20 protein-coding genes and 2 tRNA genes are annotated in these 23,544 nt (G+C 46.3%); 16 read left to right on the plus strand and 6 right to left on the minus strand.

The genetic code is table 11. The features are described 5' to 3' along the window. Positions 1-136: 136 nt before the first annotated feature. From KTO58_RS20775 to KTO58_RS20785, 3 genes are all read left to right on the plus strand, one after another. Positions 137-1,573 (plus strand): LptF/LptG family permease, encoded by a 1,437-nt coding sequence (locus KTO58_RS20775; RefSeq protein ID WP_095837554.1) that lies wholly within the window; start codon positions 137-139, stop codon positions 1,571-1,573. Positions 1,574-1,584: 11 nt separating this feature from the next. Further along, the gene (locus tag KTO58_RS20780) at positions 1,585-2,271 is read left to right on the plus strand and encodes a phosphatase PAP2 family protein (RefSeq protein ID WP_157752817.1); all 687 of its coding nucleotides are present in this window, start codon (positions 1,585-1,587) and stop codon (positions 2,269-2,271) included. A gap of 133 nt (positions 2,272-2,404) precedes the next feature. Next, positions 2,405-4,024: an ArnT family glycosyltransferase gene (locus tag KTO58_RS20785; protein WP_095837552.1), complete on the plus strand. Its 1,620-nt coding sequence runs from the start codon at positions 2,405-2,407 to the stop codon at positions 4,022-4,024. A 281-nt stretch (positions 4,025-4,305) separates the two neighbouring features. Here KTO58_RS20785 and KTO58_RS20790 read toward each other — a convergent pair whose 3' ends face one another. Next, entirely contained in the window at positions 4,306-5,040 is a 735-nt protein-coding gene (locus KTO58_RS20790; protein WP_095837551.1) for a superoxide dismutase, read from the minus strand. 606 nt (positions 5,041-5,646) lie between these two features. Between KTO58_RS20790 and KTO58_RS20795 the strand changes: the two genes are divergently transcribed. The 11 genes from KTO58_RS20795 (at position 5,647) to KTO58_RS20845 (ending at position 16,655) form a co-directional block, all read left to right on the plus strand. Continuing rightward, the gene (locus KTO58_RS20795) at positions 5,647-6,363 is read left to right on the plus strand and encodes a hypothetical protein (protein ID WP_095837550.1); all 717 of its coding nucleotides are present in this window, start codon (positions 5,647-5,649) and stop codon (positions 6,361-6,363) included. Between the two features lie 57 nt (positions 6,364-6,420). After that, positions 6,421-7,530: a ThiF family adenylyltransferase gene (locus tag KTO58_RS20800; protein ID WP_095837549.1), complete on the plus strand. Its 1,110-nt coding sequence runs from the start codon at positions 6,421-6,423 to the stop codon at positions 7,528-7,530. Positions 7,531-7,566: 36 nt separating this feature from the next. Beyond that, positions 7,567-9,753 (plus strand): sensor histidine kinase, encoded by a 2,187-nt coding sequence (locus tag KTO58_RS20805; protein ID WP_095837548.1) that lies wholly within the window; start codon positions 7,567-7,569, stop codon positions 9,751-9,753. A 21-nt stretch (positions 9,754-9,774) separates the two neighbouring features. Then, positions 9,775-10,872, plus strand: a complete 1,098-nt coding sequence (locus KTO58_RS20810; RefSeq protein WP_095837547.1) for an ATP-binding response regulator — start codon at positions 9,775-9,777, stop codon at positions 10,870-10,872. Continuing rightward, complete coding sequence (locus KTO58_RS20815) at positions 10,856-11,275, plus strand: response regulator (protein WP_095837546.1); 420 nt, start codon at positions 10,856-10,858, stop codon at positions 11,273-11,275. Before KTO58_RS20810 ends, KTO58_RS20815 begins: the two co-directional genes overlap by 17 nt. Before the next feature lie 55 nt (positions 11,276-11,330). Next, positions 11,331-11,404 (plus strand) — tRNA-Ala (locus KTO58_RS20820). Between the two features lie 286 nt (positions 11,405-11,690). Continuing rightward, on the plus strand, positions 11,691-12,284 hold the full coding sequence (locus tag KTO58_RS20825; protein ID WP_095837545.1) for an RICIN domain-containing protein: 594 nt from the start codon (positions 11,691-11,693) through the stop codon (positions 12,282-12,284). A gap of 266 nt (positions 12,285-12,550) precedes the next feature. Next, positions 12,551-13,000, plus strand: a complete 450-nt coding sequence (locus KTO58_RS20830; protein ID WP_157752816.1) for a DUF1842 domain-containing protein — start codon at positions 12,551-12,553, stop codon at positions 12,998-13,000. A gap of 244 nt (positions 13,001-13,244) precedes the next feature. Further along, positions 13,245-14,165 carry a family 2A encapsulin nanocompartment shell protein gene (locus KTO58_RS20835; protein ID WP_095837543.1) on the plus strand — a complete coding sequence of 307 codons (921 nt, stop codon included), beginning with the start codon at positions 13,245-13,247 and terminating at the stop codon, positions 14,163-14,165. Next, a complete protein-coding gene (locus KTO58_RS20840) occupies positions 14,149-15,819 on the plus strand; it encodes a family 2A encapsulin nanocompartment cargo protein cysteine desulfurase (RefSeq protein WP_095837542.1) in 1,671 nt (556 codons plus the stop codon). Before KTO58_RS20835 ends, KTO58_RS20840 begins: the two co-directional genes overlap by 17 nt. Beyond that, positions 15,819-16,655: a serine O-acetyltransferase gene (locus KTO58_RS20845; RefSeq protein ID WP_095837541.1), complete on the plus strand. Its 837-nt coding sequence runs from the start codon at positions 15,819-15,821 to the stop codon at positions 16,653-16,655. The genes KTO58_RS20840 and KTO58_RS20845 overlap by 1 nt, the downstream gene beginning before the upstream one ends. Positions 16,656-16,725: 70 nt before the next feature. On the opposite strand, the gene KTO58_RS20850 is transcribed toward KTO58_RS20845, so the two are convergent. Then, complete coding sequence (locus KTO58_RS20850) at positions 16,726-17,250, minus strand: M23 family metallopeptidase (protein ID WP_095837540.1); 525 nt, start codon at positions 17,248-17,250, stop codon at positions 16,726-16,728. 219 nt (positions 17,251-17,469) lie between these two features. Here KTO58_RS20850 and KTO58_RS20855 point away from each other — a divergent pair, with 219 nt between their 5' ends. Continuing rightward, a complete protein-coding gene (locus tag KTO58_RS20855; RefSeq protein WP_095837539.1) occupies positions 17,470-19,845 on the plus strand; it encodes an ABC transporter permease in 2,376 nt (791 codons plus the stop codon). A gap of 4 nt (positions 19,846-19,849) precedes the next feature. Here KTO58_RS20855 and KTO58_RS20860 read toward each other — a convergent pair whose 3' ends face one another. The 4 genes from KTO58_RS20860 to KTO58_RS20875 form a co-directional block, all read right to left on the minus strand. Beyond that, complete coding sequence (locus KTO58_RS20860; RefSeq protein WP_095837538.1) at positions 19,850-20,293, minus strand: DoxX family protein; 444 nt, start codon at positions 20,291-20,293, stop codon at positions 19,850-19,852. A 75-nt stretch (positions 20,294-20,368) separates the two neighbouring features. Further along, positions 20,369-20,965, minus strand: coding sequence for a Crp/Fnr family transcriptional regulator (locus tag KTO58_RS20865; RefSeq protein ID WP_095837537.1), 597 nt, complete (start codon positions 20,963-20,965; stop codon positions 20,369-20,371). Positions 20,966-21,331: 366 nt separating this feature from the next. Then, positions 21,332-22,564 (minus strand): thioredoxin family protein, encoded by a 1,233-nt coding sequence (locus KTO58_RS20870; RefSeq protein ID WP_157752815.1) that lies wholly within the window; start codon positions 22,562-22,564, stop codon positions 21,332-21,334. Positions 22,565-22,688: 124 nt separating this feature from the next. Next, positions 22,689-23,021, minus strand: a complete 333-nt coding sequence (locus tag KTO58_RS20875) for a magnetosome magnetite crystal formation protein family (RefSeq protein WP_095841465.1) — start codon at positions 23,019-23,021, stop codon at positions 22,689-22,691. Between the two features lie 417 nt (positions 23,022-23,438). On the opposite strand from KTO58_RS20875, the gene KTO58_RS20880 reads away from it, so the two are divergent. Next, positions 23,439-23,520, plus strand: a tRNA-Leu gene (locus tag KTO58_RS20880). The last annotated feature ends 24 nt before the right edge of the window (positions 23,521-23,544 follow it).

The raw sequence follows: 23,544 nt of genomic DNA on the forward strand, positions 1-23,544 counted from the left end.
CAGAAGGCATCCCTTGTGTAAAATCGTACTACCTTTGCCATTCTGTAAAAATACGCCATTGGGATATAGCGGTTGTTACGTAGATTTCAAGAACGGTATGTTACTCCCGTCTATCCAACTGATTAACTGATTACTCGTGAAAAAACTGGACAAACTCATCATAAAAACTTTCCTGGGGCCTTTTGTGGCTACATTCTTTGTGACCCTGTTCGTTTTGGTGATGCAGTTTTTGTGGAAATACATTGATGACCTGGTTGGTAAGGGGTTGGATACGCCGGTTATCATTGAGTTGCTGACGTATACGGGAGCGAGCCTGGTGCAGTTGGCGTTGCCGCTGGCGGTGCTGTTGGCTTCGATCATGACCTTTGGTAACCTGGGGGAGAGTTTTGAGTTGGTGGCGTTGAAGTCGTCGGGGATTTCGTTGTTACGATTTATCCGGCCGTTGATGTTTGTGTGTGCTTTTATTTCCTTCCTGGCTTTTTTATTTGCCAACTATGTGATCCCGGTGGCGAACCTGCGCGCCAAGTCGTTGTTGTACGACATTACCAATTCCAAACCTGCTTTTAATATCAAGGCCGGGGTATTCTATACGGATATTCCGGGTTATACGATCAAGGTTGCTCAGAAGGAGAAAGATAACAAGACCATTCACCAGGTGATGATCTATGATCAGCAATCGGGGGGTGGCAGTAAGTTGATACTGGCGAAGAAGGGGACGATGATGTTATCGAAGGATAAGCGTTTCCTTTATTTTGTACTGGAGGATGGCTGGCGTTATGAGGAGCGGAACAACCGGGGTTATGGTACGCCGGGGGAGTTGATCCGGATAGGGTTCAAGCAGTACCGGAAGGCGTTTGACCTGGCTTCTTTTGCCTTTAACCGATTGGATGTGAACCTGTTTGCTTCTAACCAGCAGATGTTGAATGTGCGGCAGTTGGACAAGGCGATCGATTCTTTGGTGAAGGAGGAGAAGGTATTTTCGCGGACAGTGAACTCATATGTGACGTCACGTTATCCTTTTTACAAGTGGAAGGATACGGGATGGGCGAAGACGGTGGCTCCCTTGCATGTGTCGCGGTTTGAGGACATAATACCGATCAAATCCAGGCGTTATAGTATAGACCGGGCGGAGCAGAATATCCGGGACCTGCAGAGTAACCTGGAGACTCCTGCCAAAAGTTATGAGGACAAGCACGCTATTATGTTGCTACATAAGGTAGAATGGCAGCGTAAGTTTACGTTGGCAGCGGCATGTCTGGTGATGTTCCTGATAGGTGCTCCGCTGGGGTCTATCATCCGGAAGGGTGGTTTGGGTACACCATTGGTGTTTGCGGTGATCTTTTTTGTAATTTTTAACATTTTCTTTATGGTAGGGGAAAAGATGGCCCGGAAGGACGTGATGACCACGTGGAGCGGGATGTGGCTGTCTAACATTGTGCTCCTACCCATAGCTGCGTTCCTCATTTATAAGGCCATGAATGACTCGCAACTGTTCAATAAAGAATATTATTTTCGGATATTGCATAAAATACGAAAGTTCTTACAGAAGTATAAGGCAAAACCTACAACCTAAAACGTTAGAATTTGAAAACGTTGCTTACACTGTTCAGGAAGAACGCATTGTTCTTTCTGCCACTGCTGTTATGGCTAATAGCGGGTGGAGTATTACAAATCTTCTTCACGCATGAAGAGTTGTTTCTGGCTATAAACGGGGCCTACAATCCGGTAGCTGATGTGATGATGACCGTGCTGACGTATGTTGGTGACGGGATTACTTTTGGCGTGTTGCTGATAGGTATACTGGTGGCGAAGCGATTTCGTCTCTTTTTTGCTGGTTTATCTATTTTTCTGCTAGTGACGGTGATTGTGCAGATCGCCAAACATTATTATGATATGCCCAGGCCGCTGGCTTATTTTGGCGATACGGGGCTGGTGCATATGGTGAGTTGGGTGAATGTGCATAGTAGTAATAGTTTTCCGTCGGGGCATACGGCGACGGCTTTTGCGATGTTCTGCTACCTGGCGTTGGTGGTGAACAACAAAAAGTGGGGCTTTTTGTTTATTACATTTGCGTTGCTGGCGGCCTATTCGCGTATTTACCTGGCGCAGCACTTCTTTATGGATGTATATGCGGGTAGTGTGATAGGTAGTTTGAGCAGTATCTTGGTGTACTGTTTGTTTGAGTTCAGGAACAATACGCTTACGCCGGCGGTGTGTCCGCAGCAGCGGGCCTCGCATTTAGAGCTGGCGGAGACGAAGGGGGGAGCATAATTGCGTTATTCGATTTTACGGGATTATTAAGTACTTAATAATAAAGATCTGGCTAACCATGGCAGCGATGCTATGGTTTGCTTTATTTAGTAAGTAACAAATTAACGGGACTAAGAAAAATTCATTATTCGAAGTGAAATACCTGCTGATTGCCATTGTGGCCGCTATCCTATTTGTTCCCTTTTTGGGGGCCGTACCTTTGTTTGACTGGGACGAGATCAATTTTGCTGAAGCTGCCAGGGAGATGCTGGTGACTGGTAATTTTTCTCAGGTGCAGATTGATTTCCAGCCGTTCTGGGAGAAGCCTCCTGTGTTCATATGGATGCAGGCTGGGAGTATGCGTTTGTTTGGCGTGAATGAATTTGCGGCGAGGTTTCCAAATGCGATGGTAGGTGTGGCGACGATCGTGTTGTTGTTCGGTATTGGCAAGAAGCTGGCGGATGAGAGGCTGGGTGCCTGGTGGGCGTTGGTGTACGCTGGTTCCTGGTTGCCTCACTTCTATTTCAAGTCGGGCATTATAGATCCTACTTTTAATCTTTTCATATTCCTTGCTATTTATTTTGCGTACCGTATTGCTTACAACAGTCGTCCGGCGAGGATGGCTATTTTCAGCGGGATATTCCTTGGGCTGGCGGTATTGACGAAGGGGCCGGTGGCTATCCTGGTGGCATTGCTGACATTGCTTGCCTACTGGTTGTATAACAAGGGGCGGATCAACATCCGGATCGTGCATTTGCTTTGGATCACTTTGTTTGCGTTCCTGACGACGGCATTGTGGTTTGGTTATGAGATTGTTTCTCACGGTTGGTGGTTTACTACGGAGTTCATCAAATACCAGATCCGGTTGTTCCAGACGGAGGATGCGGGGCATGGAGGTTCTTTCTTTTATCACTGGATCGTGTTATTGATCGGGTGTTTTCCTGCCAGTGTATTCCTTTTTTCTTATTTACAGGGGCGGAAGAAGAGTATTTACCAGCATCAATCGCTGGAAGCGAAGGATTTCAAGACCTGGATGTGGGTATTGTTCTGGGTGGTGCTGATTTTGTTTTCGATTGTGAAGACGAAGATTGTGCATTATTCGTCCTTGTGTTATTTCCCGCTGACGTTCCTGGCTGCTTGGCAGCTCTACCAGTTTACCAGTGGGAAACGTACGCTTAAGGCCTGGAATACGGTCCTTTTGCTGCTGATCGGGCTGGTATTAGGGCTGGCTATTGCTTTATTACCGTTGGTGGGGCTTTACAAGGCGCAGTTGATCCCGTATATCGGGGACAAGTTTGCGGTGGCTAACTTGCAGGCGGATGTGCCCTGGAATGCCTGGGAAGCGGCTTACGGGGCTGGTTATATCCTGCTTGTTATTATCAGTGCGGTATTGTTATTCAGCAGGAAGGTACAGCAGGGGTTGCTTTGTTTATTCATCAGTACGATACTGGCGATACAGATAACGGTGGTGCATTTTGTACCTAAAGTGGAGAAATATTCCCAGCATGCTGCTATTGAATATTTCCAGTCTTTTGTGGGGAAGGATGTGTATGTGCAGGTATTGAGTTATCACAGTTATGCTCACTTGTTCTATACGAAGAAGTTGCCTGCTAAGAATCCGAATTATTACAATAAGGACTGGTTGCTGACTGGTCCGGTTGACAAGCCGACGTATTTCATCTGTCGTATTACGGATAGCGAGCCCTACCGCACTAATGCTAACCTGGAGCTGATTGGGGAGAAAAACGGGTTTGTATTTTTCAAACGTAAATAGCTTTTAGACAAAATAATCAGGGCGGCTGTCTCCTTTTGGAGGCGGCCGTTTTTTATTTAGGGGTGATGTATGGGGTGCGGGTATATGGGTTGGATAAGCGAATGATACAGGAGAGCTATAGGTTAATTAAGGGAGAGGTGGACTTGAGCCTTATCTATTTCATTTACAAGCGGTTGGGAGGTATTTATTCCAAAAAGGAATATTAATCTCTTAAAAAAGGCATCGGGCTGCACAAATTAATATTGTGGAGCCCGATGGTATGTAAGGTATGTATTAGGTTACTATTTCAGTGCGGCGGTATATAAGTTATCGACTTCTTTCCAGTTGATGACGTTCCAGAAGGCGGTGATATAATCGGGGCGGCGGTTTTGGTATTTGAGGTAGTATGCATGTTCCCAGACGTCGAGGGCGAGGATGGGTGTTCCTTTTTCTTTAACGATCTGGTGCATGAGTGGGTTATCCTGGTTGGGGGTGGAGATGACGGAGAGTTTTTTATTGGGCGTTACGATGAGCCAGGCCCAACCGGAGCCGAAAACGCCTTTAGCGGCGTCGTTGAATTTTTGTTGGAATGTTTCCCAGGAGCCGAATTGGCTTTTGATGGCGGCCTGCAGTTTGTCGGAGGGTGTTGTTTTCTCCGGGGAGAGCAGGGTCCAGAAGAGGGAGTGGTTATAGTGGCCGCCGGCGTTATTGCGGATGGCCTTGTCTTTTTCGGTGACTTTGGCCAGGATTTGTTCCAGGGAAAGGCTGGCCATGGTGGTACCATTTAGCGCGTCGTTGAGGTTTTTGACGTAAGCGGCGTGGTGTTTATCATGGTGTATTTCCATGGTTATTTTGTCGATATTGGGTTCCAATGCGTTGGTAGCGTACGGCAGTGCGGGCAGCTCGAATGGCGCCTTGGATGTTCCGTCGATGTTGGCGGCCCGGGAGTTGTGGGCATTGGCGAACAAGCCGGAAGGATTACTTAAAGCAGCTACGCCTGCCAGGCTAGCCAGCTTTATGAATTCTCTTTTATCCATATACGAATTATTAAAAATTGGTAAATTAATGAAGCACACAAATCTAACGGATAGTGCTGAATTCCCTATCAAATATTACACCATTATTAATGGTAAATTAATAGGAATAGGCTTAATTTCGTATATCACGGGATTAATATTGCATATTTCACCATTTTGTCCAAAATGGGTGAATGTTTGGTGAAATTATTTAAAATTAGTACTATTTTACTTTTGCTTTTCATGGGAAGTTGCTGGATTACAACGAATTCGCAGTATTGACTATTTATCCCGGGCGGTGCACACTTCAGGCGTGCAATTTGTTACTCCTGCCCATAGGACGTACGTTAGCTGCACGGTTGCCAACTAAGTGGGTCGCATTGATCGCTTTGTTTAGAATAGAATCATTTTTCAATACCTGGCACATCGTTGCAGATACCTATACTACGACGCAGAGATATCATTAAGTACAATTATATAGGATAAATTGTCAGCGGATTGTATATGTTTTCATATATAGTAAGATTTCTAGACCAGGCAGTTTATAGCAGACATAATAATACATTATACTTATAATTAACAACCATTTTTTGGAGGTTAGAATTTATTTAACGCATTTTCCTATACATGCTTAAGATCAGAGTATTCAGGGCAATGGATTTTCCGGAAGAATGTATGAGGTACATTAATGGGCACAGGAAGGTACTAGAAGCATATGGTGTTACGAAAGTTACTTCTGCCAATGTAGACTGGATGTACGAGCCTCATTCTTATATTTCGACGGTGGAGACGGAAGACGAGAAGGTACTCGCGGGCTGTCGTGTGCAGGTGGCTGGAGGGGATTTGCCATTGCCGATAGAATCGGCCATTAATACGTTGGATACTCGTATTTTTGGTATGATAGAGCATTTGCGGGAGAATGGGGGTACGGCTGAGTTGTGTGGGTTATGGAATTCGCGGGAGATTGCGGGTTGGGGAATTGGGAGTATTGTGATGGGTCAGGTAGGTGTGGCGTTGGTTACTCAGTTGCCGATTACGACGATGGTGGCGTTTTGTGCGCAGGCGACTTTTAAGAACTGTCAGCGTTTAGGTTTTACGATTAAGACGGAGTTGGGGAATAACGGGACTTTTTATTACCCGAAGGAGGACCTGATAGCGACGGCCCTTATTATACAGGATCCGGATACACTTTCGAGTGCTCATCCGGAGGTGCGGGACCGGATTATGGATTTACGGCATGAGCCGATACAGCGTACGCATGAAAAGGGGCCTAAAGGGGAGATGGACCTGGACTATAACATCCGCATACAGCATACAGCACTGGCTGTTCCTAACAATGCATAATTATTCCAATCGAAAGAATTGAATTGCTCGAGGTTTACAACGGAGCGGGTATAAGACATGAAGATATTAAACGACGCCAGCCAACGGACATTACAGCAACAGCATTTATATCAGCCGCTTTTTTTTGATCTGCAGCAAGCGGCGGATGAGGAGGGTTTAGCTGCGCTATTGCAAAGCAAGCCTTATATCGGTGTGTACGATCAGATCGATCGTCAGTTACAGGAATTGATGCGGATGTATCATATATCGGAGCGGCTGGAGGGGGATGCGCTGGAGGAGCGTATCGGGCAGCACCTGGGAGGTGTGCCGCGGCATGTTTACGGGCTATGGGTGTATTATCCTTGGGCGGAGCGGCTGGTGCATATATTGGGGCGGGAGGAGTTCATTGCGTTGCGGACGAACCGTAACATGTATAAGATCACGCCGGCGGAGCTGGCGGTACTTTCTACGAAAAAGGTGGCGGTGATAGGTTTGTCTGTGGGGCAGTCGGCTGCTATTTCGATGGTACAGGAGCGAATTTGTTCAGAGATCAGGATTGCTGATTTTGATCTATTGGATCTGAGTAATATGAATCGTATACGTACGGGTGTTCATCACCTGGGGTTGCCAAAGACGGTACTGACGGCGAGGGAGATTGCGGAGATTGATCCTTTTGTGACGGTGCGTTGTTATCCGGCGGGCATCACGGAGGAGAATATTGACGTGTTTCTGACTGAAGGAGGCGCTGTAGACCTGTTAGTGGAGGAATGTGATTCGCTGGATATAAAGTTGCTGAGCCGGATCAGGGCGCGGGCATTTGGTATTCCGGTGATTATGGATACGAGTGATCGTGGGATGATGGATGTGGAGCGATTTGACCTGGAGCCGGGGCGTCCTATTTTTCATGGTACGGTGCCTGAGTTATCTTCTGCGGCGGTGCGGGCGATGAATCCGCAGGAGCGTTTCGGGTTGGCGGCGGCGATTGCTGACGCTACCCATATTTCTACCCGGTTGCGGGATTCGTTGCCGGAGATTGGTAAAACCATTGGCACCTGGCCGCAGCTGGCGTCTGAGGTGATATTGGGAGGTGCTGTAGCTACCTTCGTTGGAAGGGAGATCTGTCTGGGGCATGCGATGCCATCGGGCAGATATTACGTAGACATTGCGCAGATTTTTGCTGCGAAATGATATTAAGTTCTATATTGTACAGGATCCTCTGGCTATATGAAGGCTTTATTATTATTACTAATCCGTAGCAGGTATACGCTGCTAACTGCCCTATTCTATGTGTGCTGGCTGTTACCTGCAGCAGCACAGGAGCAAGTCATTGAACTTTCTGATGCCCAGCCATTACAGCTGGCTGAATTCCAGCAATTGCAGGTCCATATTGAGAAGGATACGAGTTTACAACTCCAGGATATTTTATCGGGCAAACAGTTTAAACCTTTGGACAAGCAGATTGCCAATTTTGGTGTCAGTTCGGAGGTGGTCTGGTTGAAATTCACGATCCACAATCAGACACGGCAGCCATTACAGTTAGTGGTGGGTAACCCGGTGTTGGATTATGTGGATTTTTATTATCCGGGTGTGGGTGGCCGGTATGAGGTGATCAAGGGTGGGGAGTTAACCCCATTTGAGTTAAGGCCTATCAAACATCAGAATTTCATTTACAACCTTCATATCCCTTATGGGCAAACGCAGACATTTTATTTGCGGGTAAAGAGTCATGAGTCGATCATCATTCCCATTTTTGCCGGTACGGAAGAAGAGGTGAGGAAGAAGAATAATATTGACGATCTGGTGATGTGGTTATACATCATGGTACTGATCGTCATGATATTCTATAATACGTTCATATTCAGCACGGTAAAGGACTGGAGTTATTTTTATTACATTCTTTATATCGCTGGGGTGGGGTTAACGCAGGTATGTCTGCATGGGTTTGGCTACCGGTATTTGTGGCATAACAATATTTTCATTACGGAGCAGAGTGTGTTTTGGACGGGTGCGCTATCGGGTATTACGGTAGCGTTGTTCGTGCAGCGGTTCCTGCATGTGAAAGAGCGTGCTCCGCTGGCGTATAAGTTCTTCAATGGTTTCATTTACCTGTATGTGTTGGCGGTAGTGCTGGCGTTGTTGAGGTTTTACGCGTTATCTTACCTGCTTATTGATGTATTGGCGATCACTGGTGTATGTTATATCCTGGGATTTGCGTTGACGCAAGTATTTAAGAGGTATCGTCCGGCGCGTTTTTTCATCATTGCGTGGTTTATTTTTATCCTGGCGGTGATGGTCTTTGTGTTAAAGGATACGGGTATAGTACCTTATAATTTTCTTACTACCAATATCGTGTTGATTGGTTCGGCGTTGGAGGTGATATTACTTTCTTTGGCGCTGGCGGATAAGATCAACACTTACAAGAAGGAGAAGGAGGATTCGCAGGCGATGGCGCTGTCGGTATCGCAGGAGAATGAGCGATTGGTGAGGGAGCAGAATATTATATTGGAGACTAAAGTGAACGAGCGTACGGAGGCGTTACAGATGGCCAATAATGATTTGAATGTGGCGTTGAGTAGTTTGAAGGAGGCGCAGACGCAGCTGGTGGAGAAGGAGAAGATGGCATCGCTTGGTCAGTTGACGGCTGGTATTGCGCATGAGATCAACAATCCCATTAATTTTGTAACTTCCAATATCAAACCCCTGAAGCTCGACATAGAAGATCTGAAAACCTTGCTGAGTATGTACGAGCAATACGGTAATCAATCGGGGGATGCTCCTTCCCTGCAGGAGATTGATTCGTTTAAAAAGCAGATTGACATAGATTATATCCATGAAGAGATCTCGTCATTGCTGAAAGGCATTGAGGACGGTGCTGCCCGTACGGCAGAAATCGTGAAGGGGTTGCGGACATTCAGCCGGCTGGATGAGAGTGATGTAAAGTATGTGGATATACATGAGGGGATTGATTCTACGTTAGTGTTGCTGCGAAATAGTATTCCTCCTACGGTGACGGTGGTAAAGGATTATGGGGATCTGCCGAAGGTAGAATGTTATGCGGGGAAGATCAACCAGGTATTTATGAATATCCTGACGAATGGGTTGAATGCTATAAAAATGAAGGATGCCAGTGGAGAAGGGACGATCACGATCACGACACGCCGGGAGTCAAATGGGTTTGTATCAATTGGGATAAGGGATACGGGTATCGGGATGCCTGATCATGTAAAGGAGAAGATCTTTGATCCTTTCTTTACCACCAAGGATGTCGGCGAGGGTACGGGACTTGGATTGTCAATCGTATTCAGCATTATAGAGAAACATCATGGCCGTATAGTAGTAGAATCGGCGCCGGGCAAAGGTGCAGAATTTATTATATATTTACCTTTAAATATTGATAATCTACCGTCTTAATAATCTGAATCCTCCCTGTTAATGAAAGATAACCGCATCAGAATATTGTACATAGACGATGAAGTGCATAACCTCAACGCCTTTAAAGCCAGCTTTCGCCGGAGTTATGAGATCTATACTGCCAACTCAGCCCAGGAAGGCAAGCAACTGCTTCGTAGCATTGATGTACATATTATCATTGCTGACCAGAAGATGCCTATTTCTACCGGTGTAGATTTTTTTAACGAGATCAAGGATGTATTACCTGACCCTATACGCATTTTGTTGACCGGTTATACCGATGTAGAGGATATCATTGATGCGATCAACAAGGGGCATATTTATTCGTATATTAAGAAGCCCTGGGATGAGAATGAGTTGCACCGTACGATAAACAATGCTTTTGAGATATTTACGGCGCGTAAGCAGTTAAAGGAGAAAATAGAAGAGTTGGAAAAGACGAATGATGAGCTAAACCGGTTCATTTATTCTACTTCTCACGATCTGCGTTCTCCGCTGATGTCTGTACTGGGTATTATTAACCTGACCCGATTGGATAATTCGGTTACGGACCCGAATGGTTACCTGGACATGATAGAGTCTTGTATCCTTAAGCTGGACGGATTTATTCAGAAGATCATCGAATATTATCGTAACTCCAGGCTGGAAGTGGAATATGAGAAGATTGATTTTTCGCTGTTGCTACAGGATTGTATCAATGCTTTTAAACACCAGAACACGGCTATCGAGTTTCACACGCAGGTGGATCAGTCTTTTGACTTCAAGGGAGATACTTTTCGGATCAGTGTGATATTAAACAACCTTATTTCCAATGCTGTCAAGTACCAAAAGCCGGATGAGGCGCATCCGCGGGTAAACCTGCTGGTAAAAGTGGAACCCCATAAGGCTTCTATCATTATTGCAGATAATGGTATAGGCATTCTGAGTGAGCATCTGAACAACATTTTCAAGATGTTTTTCCGATCAAAGAACAATAACAAGCCGGGCAGCGGGATAGGTTTGTATATTGTGAAGGAGGCCCTGAATAAGATCGGAGGGACTATCAATGTTGAATCCAAGTATGGAGAGGGCACTCAATTTGAAATAACTATTCCCAACAGAAATGATTTCGATACCTGATCTGCGCGTTATACTGATAGATGACAACGAAATAGATCTGCTGTTGCACGAGAAGCTTATTACTCTTCAGCGTATCAGCCGTACGGTCCTTTCATTTACCAATGCAAATAAGGCGTTGGAGTACTTGTCGTCGAATATAACGCTTCCCAAAATACCTCCTACCCTTATCTTGCTGGACATACAGATGCCGGAGATGGACGGTTTTGAGTTTTTGCAGGCGTTTGACGCTTACCCTGCGAAGATCAAGTCGCAGTGCAACATCATTATGGTATCTTCATCGTTGGATTTTAGTGATATCAGCCGTACCAATGCTAATCCACTTGTGGTCAAACTACTTCGTAAGCCCTTACTGATAAAGGATCTGAAAGAAACCGTCCAGGCTATCTTCAAAGATTTTCAATAAAAAATTTGTAATTACAGGAAAAACTATAAATTTGCACTCCAGTTCTTAAAAACAAGGGGGATTAGCTCAGCTGGCTAGAGCGCTTGCATGGCATGCAAGAGGTCACCGGTTCGACTCCGGTATCCTCCACTTCTTTTAAAGGCCCGCTCTGGTAGCGGGCTTTTTTTTGCTCCTACTTTTCTGACAGGTCTTATTTCGGCAGTGCGCTGACAAGAAAATTCATACTTGAACTCCCCTATAGTTTTGTTATATTAGTTTATGTAATAGTAGTTAATTACAGGTCTATGCGCTTACCATAAACAGGCTGTATCGTATTTAAATTGTTCCCTTTTGCCAACCCAACCCCATGGTATGTACTCCTAATAGCTATCTCCAGCGCATCACCCATTTATAAAAACCCCAAACATCAATCACCATGAAAACAATCATCCATCAGGCATTTAGTCTTGCACTATTGTTGTGCATATCCTTATTGCTATCGTGTAAGAAAGAAGTGCGACCTGTGTTGGCGCGACCGGCCTCCCTGTCGGGAGAAAAAAATGGTCCTGTATCCGTTAACAGATGGGATCCGAGTCCCGGAGAGTATTATAGAATCAGAAATTCCAGTAGTAATCTTGTCTTACAAGTAAAGTCCTACAATGAAGAGGCGGTCATACAGGGAACCTGGAACGGCGATGCCGCTCAGTTATGGACGATAGCCCCCATATGGAACAACGGCGGCAGCTACGTGATAACAAACGGCTTTAGCGGTAAGGTATTAACTGGTTTGAAGGGGCCGAACGGGCCAATCAGTTTTGTGATTCAAGATAATAATGCCTGGAGCATTCACCCGCTACTTCAGGCATGGTGGATCCAGGATAGATACAATGGTCGTTTCGTGCTTAAACCCGGATTTCAGTACTATGCGCTGACCAGCCCCTCTAATTCGCCAGGTAATGAGGTGACGATATATTCTTATCATCTCAACAGTGAAAACCAGGAGTGGTACATAGAGTTACCGCCATCCTGAGCCAGCCGTCTTATAATTAAATGATATCTAAAACAAATCTTTCTTTCCAACAGCGCTATGATGTTTATCACAGCGCTGTTTTGTTTTCTCCCACATTCGGACCAGGTATTTCTACCTGGTTGAAGAATGGGCTTTTTTACGGTATTACTTTTTTCGCCGATGCAGTTATTTTGTATTACAGTAACTAAGCGGCCAGCCAACGAGTCATGGCCATCCATCTATACCAGCATCAGTACACCGCAATAATCATCCTAAATCGAATTAAGATGAGCCAGACATCCAATGAGACACAACATAATGAAGTAGGCTTATTCCAGGTAAGTTATCGTATCAGCAGTGGGTTGATCGGTGCGCCAGTGTTCCATGTGAACCTGACGGTATCGACCGTTACCCAGAAGGTAGGGGGAATAGGTACTATTACGCAAACCAGACATCGTCCGGTACAACTAGAAACCAATCTAAGTGGTAACTATTTTGTGCTTCCTATATTGCCTCCGCAGGAGCATTCACTAAGTGTACATTTAACAGGTCTTCCTTTTATCCCTCATCCATTAAATAACGTAGTACCTCATCCGAATGTGGAGTTGTATATGCGGCTTGACGCCCATTGGCAGGCAGGCATTGCCACATTCAGCTATTTTGAAGATGGAACCAAGATAACCATTAATGACGCGAAGGTACAGAAGGTTAAATTTGCCGATGTAGTACCCGTATGATGCCCTATTGTCCCTCGGCCGGGTTAGTATTGCCTCCGCATACTAACCTGGTTATTTCCAGTTAATTACATTCTCAATGCGACCAATGCTCAAGCCATTCGCAGGCTCTCCTGCAGATGGCTTTTTTTATTGTTGCTGACGGCCCCACTCCTACCCTTGTGTTGAAATATTTTTCACGCATGTAATTAGTCTACCAATTTTATAGACTATATTGTGTCATAATCTCACCTTTATTCATAACACTATGGCACAAACTCCTATCAAACAGACAGCCTTAGGTGATGTAGCTGCGAGGCAGCTGGCCATTGCCACCCGGACGGTACCTCAATTGTCTACGATTAGTCCTCGCTGGCTAACACATTTGTTGAGCTGGATACCGGTAGAATCGGGTATTTATCGTGTAAATAAGGTAAAGGACGCTAACAGCGTGCAGGTAGATTGTTCTGCGCGGGATGAGCGGGAACTGCCCTCCACCTATGTTGACTACATTGAAAATCCGCGGGAGTATCTATTGAGCGCGGTCAATACGGTACTGGATGTACATACGCGGGTATCGGACCTTTACAGTAAGCCTTACAACCAGATCAGCGAGCAGTTGCGTCTTACTATTGAGACGATCAAGGAGCGGCAGGAGAGTGAGTTGATCAATAACCGGGAGTATGGGTTATTGCATAGTATTGCGCCGACGCAGCGTATCAGGACCCGTACGGGAGCTCCTACGCCGGATGACTTGGATGAGCTGATCACTAAAGTATGGAAGGAGCCCGGTTTTTTCCTATTACATCCTCTTACGCTTGCGGCATTTGGCCGGGAGTGTACGCGTCGGGGGGTTCCACCACCTACGGTATCTCTATTTGGTTCACAGTTCATTACCTGGCGGGGTATTCCTCTGATCCCTTCTGACAAGGTGCCTATTGAAGGTAATTTGTCCAAGATATTGCTGATACGTACCGGTGAGAGTCGTCAGGGTGTGGTGGGGCTGTTCCAGCCAGGTTTGCCGGGGGAGCAGACGCCAGGGCTTTCTGTGCGTTTTATGGGCATTAATGACAAGGCTATTGCGTCTTACCTGGTATCGCTGTATTGTTCGCTGGCGGTGCTGGTGGATGACGCTATTGCTGTATTGGATGATGTTGTAATAGATCATTACCATGAGTACAAATATTAACCTGGAGGCGCTGGAGCAGCTGGCGAACCAATTTTTCCGTTCGCTACCTGGAGAGCCGGTACCTGTGGCCCCTTTACCTGCTGTTGCGCCACCTGAGGACCCGTTATTACATCCAGGTAATGGGGTGAACCTGGCGCATCCGCAGACTAGTTTTCCGGATCCACATGTATCGGGTAAGGGGGTGAGTCCTGGTTATTCGCAGTCACCGGCACAGCCCGGACTTGCGACGGGGTTACCTGGCCGGATAAACGACGGTATCCCCGCTTCTATAGCTGGCAGTGGCGTATCGCCGACGCTTCCTTACCAGTATGATCATGTATTAGATCACTTGCTACCCTATGTACGGCAGGAATATATTCCCTCTCAGCAGGTACCGGTCCAGCCGGGACCTTTTTATTACTTCCTGGCGGGGCAGCAGGCATTGGCCAGGCCACCATTTGACGTGCAGCTGATCAAGCAGGATTTTCCTATTCTACAGCAGCGTGTGAATGGGCGGCCATTAACATGGCTCGACAATGCGGCGACCACGCAGAAGCCGAAGCAGGTGATAGACCGGATCAAATACTTTTATGAGTATGAGAATTCGAATATTCACCGGGCTGCTCATACGCTGGCAGCCAGGGCTACGGATGCCTATGAGGGGGCACGTAACAAAGTGCAGCATTTCATCAATGCCCGTTCTCCCGATGAGATTGTATTTGTGCGCGGGGCAACAGAAGCTATCAACCTGGTGGCGAAAAGCTGGGGGGAGCAATTCCTGGAACCCGGTGATGAGATCATTGTCAGCCACCTGGAGCACCATGCCAATATTGTACCCTGGCAACAGCTGGTACAAAAGAAAGGCCTCAAATTGCAGGTGATACCGGTTGATGAGGATGGGCAGGTGATATTGGAGGCTTATTCCCGTCTGCTGAACAGTAGGACCAAGCTGGTTTCGTTCACACAGGTATCGAATGCGCTGGGGACGATCACGCCGGCACAGCAGATCGTTTCATTGGCACATGCGGCAGGCGCCAAGGTGCTAGTGGATGGGGCTCAGTCGGTATCGCATATGAAGGTGGATGTACAGCAGCTGGATGCTGACTGGTTTGTGTTTTCCGGGCATAAGGTCTTTGGTCCTACTGGTATAGGGGTTTTGTATGGCAAGGAGGCATTATTGAACGAGACGGCTCCCTGGCAGGGCGGTGGTAATATGATCTCTGATGTGACTTTTGCGCATACCCAGTATCATGTTGCTCCTGCCAGGTTTGAGGCCGGCACGGGTAATATTGCCGATGCGGTAGGGCTGGGTGCAGCACTTGATTACGTGGGCAAGATCGGAATAGATCATATCTATCAATATGAGCATGCTTTGTTACAGTATGGGACACGCTTGCTGCAGGAGGTACCTGGTCTGCGACTGATCGGAACTGCCAGCGAAAAAGCCAGTGTATTGTCTTTTGTGCTGCGGGGATTCCGTACGGAGGAGGTAGGTGAGGCACTTAGTGCGGAAGGTATTGCCGTGCGATCCGGACATCACTGTGCGCAGCCTATCCTGCGAAGGTTCGGTGTGGAAAGTACGGTAAGGCCCTCGCTGGCTTTCTATAATACCTGTGCGGATATTGATCTGTTGGTACATGTATTACATCAGCTTGTTCAACGAAAACGTTCCTGATGGAAAATGAGCCCCTACACGCGTTCATTGCGTTGTTGCATAAAAATCACCGGGCGGAGTGGGAAGCCAGTCCCTCTGCGCAGGATGCGATCCGGTGGCTGACCAACCTTTACCAGTTCCTGTTTCCTAATGATCATTTGAATAAACAATCGCAGTATATTGGTATACTGAAGAAGAACCAGATAGACCTTATCAACCTGTTATTGAGTTATCTGGACCCCAAGGATATCGATATAGAGCAGATAGTGACTGATTTCTACAGTTCACTGGCAACTATATACGAACAGCTGCGGCAGGATGCATCCAAGACTTATGCATGTGATCCTGCTGCTACGAGTATACAGGAAGTGATTGTTTCTTATCCGGGTTTTTATGCTATTGCGGTGTATCGCATTGCTCACCGGTTATCGCAGCTACATATTCCGATATTGCCCCGTATACTCAGCGAGCATGCGCACGGTAAGACGGGGGTGGATATTCATCCTGATGCCAGTATAGCGGCGCCATTCTTTATTGATCATGGTACGGGTATAGTCATAGGGGCGACGGCGGTGATCGGCCGTAACGTGAGTATCTACCAAGGCGTTACGCTAGGAGCTGCTCAGGTCAGTAAGGAGTTATCTGCTGTAAAGCGGCATCCTACGGTGGAAGACGATGTGATCATCTATGCCAGGACCACCATCCTGGGAGGCAATACGGTAATCGGGCATCACAGTATTATTGGCGGCAGTGTGTTTCTCACGAAGAGCGTGGCGCCTTATTCCCATGTATTTAATACTCATCAACTGCGTATAGATGTAAAACATCAGGCGATAAGAGGAGATGAAGGACATTGAGTTTATTATTTACTAAGGGCGAGGCCCGGCGGTGTCAGTACTGCCGGGCCTTGTTGTCTTTGGTGAGGCGTTACCAGGTTGGTTTGCGATCATTGCCATAACCGCCTCCTTTGGGACGATCTTCGAAGTGCAGATGAGGGCCTGTTACATTACCGGTGGCGCCTACTTCGCCTAATTTCTGTCCTGCGGTAACTTTTGCGCCCATACTTACTGAGCGGACAGAGAGGTGGCAATAGATGTAATCGCGGCCATTATCGGCGCGTAGCCCTATCCAGCGGCCATAGGCGCCGCCATTGTTATTGGACCAGGCGATGGTACCGTTGCGTACGGCTATTACCTTCGTGCCGACGGGCGCTGCGTAGTCGTCGCCGGTATGATATCCGGCTGCATATTTGGGATTTTTGATTCCGTAACGATAGGTTACGCTATAACCCGGTACGGGGGAGCTTACTCTGGCAGCGGCAGCCTGTTCTGTTTCTGGTGAGGGGGCGGTGTTGTCAGTGGGTGCTGTGACAACCGATTTAGTACATGCAAGTGTGCTGATGAGCAGTGTGGACAGACACCATAGCTGGGTTTTCCGGAGTGTGTTTTTCATAAACTGGTTTTACAACAATCTAACCTATCCTTCTGCGAGCAGACGACAGTACCTTGCCCTAATGCCTCAGAAATGAACACGTTATGTCTCAAAACCGGACACTTCCCCCATTATCCATAATCATAAACAATTGATCCTTAAATTTATACCAAACTGGCATTCTCTTGGATCGGGCAGCACAGCCATTGTAGTGGCTTTCAAACATATCAATCACTCATTATGGTATTCAATTATATTAAAATAGCCTGGCGCAACCTGTTGAAGAACAAAATATACAGTGCTATCAATATCCTGGGATTAGCTATTGGTGTGGCAGTAACAATACTGATAGGGTTATGGGTGTACCATGAGTATTCTTATGATAAATTCTTACCCGGGTATCAACAGGTGTACCAGGTAAAAAGGAATTTTGACAGCAATGGCAACATACTGACTTTCAATACTACGTCATTGAAGCTGGCCAATACATTACGTAACGAGATACCGGAAATCAAATACCTGGCAGAGACAGACTGGTCGTCTCATCACGGGCTTAAAGTAGGTGACAGGAAATTCTATCAGCGCGGTATGATCGTAGGTGAAGATTTTCTTAAGATATTCCAGTTTCCGCTTTTACAAGGTGACGTTGCATCGGTGCTAAAAGATCCTTTTTCTATTGTGCTCAGTGCCAGTACTGCTATCGCGCTGTTCGACAGTGAGGACGTAATCGGGAAGACAGTGCGGGTAGATAATCTGCATGATCTGAAGGTGACGGGTATTTTAAAGGATATTCCTTCTAATTCGACATTACAATTCCAGTACCTGGTACCGTTCAAGTATCTTGTACAGATCAATGCCAATGTAAAGGCCACGATCAATGGTAGTTATGGTGACAACGGATTTCAGCAGTTCATTGCTTTACAGCCTGGCGCTTCTCTTGAAAAAGTAGCTGCTAAGATCCAGCATATCGAAAAGACGGAGAAAAGTTTCAATGCACAGCATTCGGAGGTGATACTGCATGGTATGGACCGTTGGCACTTGTATTCACAACACAAGAATGGAAAGGAAGCTGGTGGTTTTATTGAGTATGTGCGGATATTCAGTATCATCGGTATATTGGTATTGATCATTGCCTGTATCAACTTTATCAACCTCACCACTGCACGCTCGGAGAAACGGGCCAAGGAGATAGGTATCCGTAAGGCTATCGGGTCATTGCGTGCTCAACTGATCATTCAGTTGCTTATGGAGTCTTTCCTTTATACTGTTATGGCTTTTGGTATTGCGTTGATCGTGGTACAGCTGGTGTTGCCTGCCTTTAATCAACTCACGGGTGCTATTTTGTCTCTTCCTTTAAGGGCGCCATTATTTTGGGTAGCCATAGCCGGCGGTATCATTGTCACTGCGTTACTAGCGGGTAGCCGGCCAGCTTTTTATCTTTCTTCCTTTCATCCTATCAAGACGTTGAAGGGCCGGATACAAAACGGGAAGGCTGCCGGTTTTTCCCGGAAGGCATTGGTGGTGGTACAATTCTCCTGTTCGATCATCCTGATCATCAGTACAATTGTAATATACCAGCAGATGCAGTATGTGAAGCAGCGACCGACGGGATATAACATAGCGCGGCTGGTAAGTACCAATATGAACAATGAGCTCAGCGGTAGCTACGATGCTTTACGCGCAGAGTTGCTGAGTAGCGGCCTTGTGGAGCATGTATCTGCTTCCTCAAGCCATCCTACCGGTATTTATTGGCATACTAACATAGAACAATGGCCCGGCAAGATAGAGAATGAAAGTATAGAGATGGGGGTGATCAGTGTAACGAGGGACTACTTTCATACGATGGGCATCCAGTTGTTGCAGGGGCATCCGTTCCGGGCCGGGCAGGATTCTATGGACATTATCCTGAACCAGACTGCGGTGACCCGATTACGGTTAAAAGATCCTATCGGTACGACTATTCTTTGGAATGGGAAATCCAGGCATATAGCCGGGGTGGTGAATGATGCGCTGATGTCGTCTCCTTTTACTACTCCTGAGCCAACTATGTTCCTTGCAGTGGACCACCCTGCGAGTGATGACGTGATGTTATACCGGCTTTCTGCCAATGTGCAAACCAGTGTAGCGATGGAAAAGCTATCGAGGATATTCAACAAATATGAGCCTGCCTTTCCTTATACATACGATTTTACGGACAACGATTACAATGAAAAGTTCAAGCAGGAGGTGCTCACCGGGCGTCTTTCGGGACTGTTTGCGGCATTGGCGATATTTATATCCTGTCTGGGGTTATTTGGTCTTGCCACCTATACTGCGGAGCAACGTACGAAGGAGATAGGCTTACGGAAAGTGTTGGGGGCCTCTGTCTCCCAGCTATGGTTGTTGTTAACGCAAGATTTTTTATTGCTGGTGGGTATCAGTTGCCTGATCGCCTCTCCGCTTGCCTTTTATTTCCTTCAGCAGTGGCTGGACCAATATGACTATCGCATCCGTATACACCCGGGGGTATTCCTGATGGCCGCATTGATCGCTATTCTGATCACCTTGCTTACGGTGAGTTTTCAGACGGTACGTGCAGCGTTGGCCAACCCTGTCAAGAACCTGCGTACGGAATAATTCATCAGTCGTTTGACAGTAAGCGGTCTACGGCATATTTGCCGGCGCCGCTCACCAGGATACCACATAAGATCCCTATTACCAGTAGATGGTATTCAAAACCTTCGCCCGGTTGGTTGCCCAACCAGTTCATGAAGAAACCATTGTGCAGGTGTGCTGTCAGGATCATTCCGATAAAGAGTATGGTCATCGCGAATGCGAACAGGCGGCTGGCAAAACCTACCAGTAATGCCAGAGGTCCGATAACCTGCAGGGCAATGGTCAGGAAGGCGATGATAACTGGTAAGTGCATGCTGCCATGCAGGTATTCCATGGTAGCGGAGTAACCTGATCCGCCCAACCAGCCGAATGCCAGTTGTAATCCATGCGGGAGTATTGCTATGAATATGGTCAATCTTAAAATAGGTCCGGAGAGATGGTCTCCTGTTCGAAACAAAACGTTTTTCATTGCCTTCTTTTTGTGATGCAAAGTTGTCATCTGTAGGAGGTTCAAAAAATAAAGTAGATTAAGAAAAATGGGGGCTTATTGGTGTCTCCGTTTTGCTTTTTTGCTACGTATCATACTGAGGAATTCGGGGGTGATACCCAGGTAGGAGGCGATGTATTTCTGTGGGATCCGTTGTTCGAACTGTGGATATTTCAGGGAGAAGTTTTCGTAGCGTTGTTCTGCAGATATAGAGTTGGTTTCCAGTATCCGGTTTTGCATAGCTACGGAATAGTTTTCGTGCAATATGCGAAAGATGCGTTCGAATTTGGGTATTTCATCAAACATGCACAGTTGTTCGTCGCGGGTCTGTTGTAGCAGGTGTGTATCTTCGAGTGCTTCTACGAAACTGGTTGCCGGTTGTTTGGTGAGGAAGCTATGCAGATCGGATATCCACCAATCCTCTATTGCGAAGAAATTGATACGCTCTACGCCATGCGGATCGATCCGATATGACCGCAGGCAACCTTTTACTACGAAGTAGGTACAACAAGCGACCTCTCCTTCTTTGACCAGCAGTTCTTTCCTTTTTATCTTTCTGTATGTAAAGTAAAGTGGCAGGCGGGCCTGTTCGTCGGGCGTAAGAGGATTGTAATTGTCCGCATGACGGATGAGTGCATCGAAATATTGCTGCATAGATATCGACGGTAAAGTGCCTTCATTGCGAAGATAGGGTATTTACCATTGTGGCCTTACCCGGGTGATATGTGGTGCAGTCATCTAAGTTCCTCATTAGCAGCAAACAGCTATTGTCTGTTTTCCTTTCTATGACCAGCGGTATTTCCATCGCTGCCAATCAATAAAATATTCATGTGTTTCGCTTATACTGAATTAGGCGTGGTTGATATGTTGTGCAGCTCGATCTGATTTTATAATATGGCACAGATGATTCAAAAAAGGTACAACCATTTATTTATTCTTGCTGCCCACTTTAAAGCACTAACGCCGGCATAAGCCGGCGTTAGTTAAAACAAACAATTATAAAACAAAACAACTGTGCGATTAGTTAGCCGCTAGCTGGTTGACCAGGTCGCGGGTCTTTTGTGTGTCTTCTGCGGCCATTCCTTCCTTTTCGGCCAGTTCGAGGGCTTGTTTGCCATATTTTATGGCATTGGCTTTATCTTTCAGCAATCCGTACAGTTGCGCTGCGGTATCTGTGTTGGCAAATTCCTGGCGCAGTGCGATGGATAATAAAGATAACTTCAATGCGGCTTTTACCATTCCTTCATCGGGTTTTTCTTCATTTAATTCGAAGGTTTTCCAGCTCAGGTCGTTGTAGAAGGCTGCTTTTTCCTCATCAGTATCATAGAGTAGTCCGGCTACTTTGTCTGCGAGTTCCAGCATTTTAGGCATATCCGGATTTTCTTTATCACTGGCGAGTGAGTAGCGGATCATGCTCATTATTGGTGTTGTTGCTTCCGGCAGGACTGCTTTTACATCATTTTCCAATTTGTTGAGATCACTTTGGTCACCGAATATTTCCTTCGTATGTGTTACCAGGAAGTAGCCGGCATATGCCATATACAGCTGGCGTTTTTCTTTTACGCCTGCGGTGAAGTCTTTCGCATGAGCGGCATACAGGTTCTTGTAGCTTTCGTTAGCGATATCTGTGCTCAGTAGCTGGTTAAGTACGAACAAGGTGCTGTCGTTGTATGCGATATCTGGCTGGGCGATATATTTATCGAAGGCCGGTTTTGCTTTTTCCAGGTCTGTGAATTCGTTCAGCATGATATGAGCGTAAGCCAGCAGGAAGGACGGCTTGTATTTACCGGAGGTATAGGTATTTTCCCAATAGGCGTAGTTGCCTGTATTGTCCAAGCTCTGTTTTCCGAAAGCGACCAGTTCTTCGGCTGCTTTGTATCCCATGCCGCGGTGCAGCAATTTGCCATCTGGTGAGATGACCAGGTAGGCGGGGATGGAGGAGATCTTATATTTTTCTGCCAATTTTGCTCCTTCTCCGGCGTCGACATCAAATTTTGCGTTGATGAAGTTCTTATTGAAGTAATCGCCTGTGAGTTTTTGGGGATATACTTCGGCATCCATGCTTTTGCAGGGGCCGCACCAGGTAGCGTAAGCGTCTATGAATATTGGCTTTTTGAGTGTTTTGGCTTTCTGTATTAAAGCCGCCACGGTAGTTGCTTTTTCGAAACGGATACCGGCTTGCTGGGCTATCAGTAATGGAGCTTGTAACAATAGCAACGTGCAGGATGCTACAGTCAGGATAAATGTTCTCATATTATAGTTAAATGATAAGCTTTGAATATACCTTTTGGTATATACAGCATGATAATGTACACACTGCAAATTTAGCATGTAAGGTTGAATACGGATCATTCTTAGCAGATTTTTACCTTTTTTGCTAGTTGAGGAAGACGAATCTTCCTTCGAGGGCCTTACCAATTACGGGTATTGGTTTGCATTGTTCGCCAGCGGCGGTGATGATACCCAATATCATGAGGATCAGTGGGATTACGCCGGCCAGCGCCATTAGGGTACCTAATGCGGGGGCTACTGTCACTATAACATAGAGTCCGATGTTGAGCATAACAGAGAGCAATACTACGCCGAGGGATTGTCCCAGGTGGTATCTTACCAGGCTATTTTTCTCTTCCCTGTTTTTGTATTGGAAGTAGGCGATGAGCCAGCCGATGATAGAAACGTAGGAGATGATGGCTAAAGTTTTCTGATTCATAGTGATAATTTTTTGTTCGAGGCAAAAGTATTCTGGCTGTTGGGTGCTGCCTAATTTGGGGTAGCTACCCGTCATCTACGGGCGGGGAAAATGGCATCTACAAGGCATCTACAATCGAATCAACAAATTGATTATCAGTGCATAAAAAAGCAACTAGCGGCTACATCTACAACAGGTTTGGGGGAGGAATGCCGCGCGGGGCATGTTTACTGCAGAGGCTTAGGGGGGTATTTATGCCATCCAGGGATGATTTATGAGTGGAGGAGGGAGGTTTAAAACTCCTGTAAAAGGGGGAGGGCGGGGCGTTAGGATTCCTTGAAAATTAGGTTACTGTCATTTTTTTAATTGCTAAAAAAGAATACCTTTGCAATCCTTTTGAAAAGCAAAAGGGAGCTTTTATTTTTTTGTTTTACGCCTGCGGGTGTGGTGAAATTGGTAGACACGCCAGACTTAGGATCTGGTGCTTCACGGCATGTAGGTTCGAGTCCTATCACCCGCACAACAAAATCAGAAGTGGCAATGT

Origin of the sequence: Chitinophaga pendula (assembly GCF_020386615.1) — a bacterium.
Taxonomy (GTDB): Bacteria; Bacteroidota; Bacteroidia; order Chitinophagales; family Chitinophagaceae; genus Chitinophaga; species Chitinophaga pendula.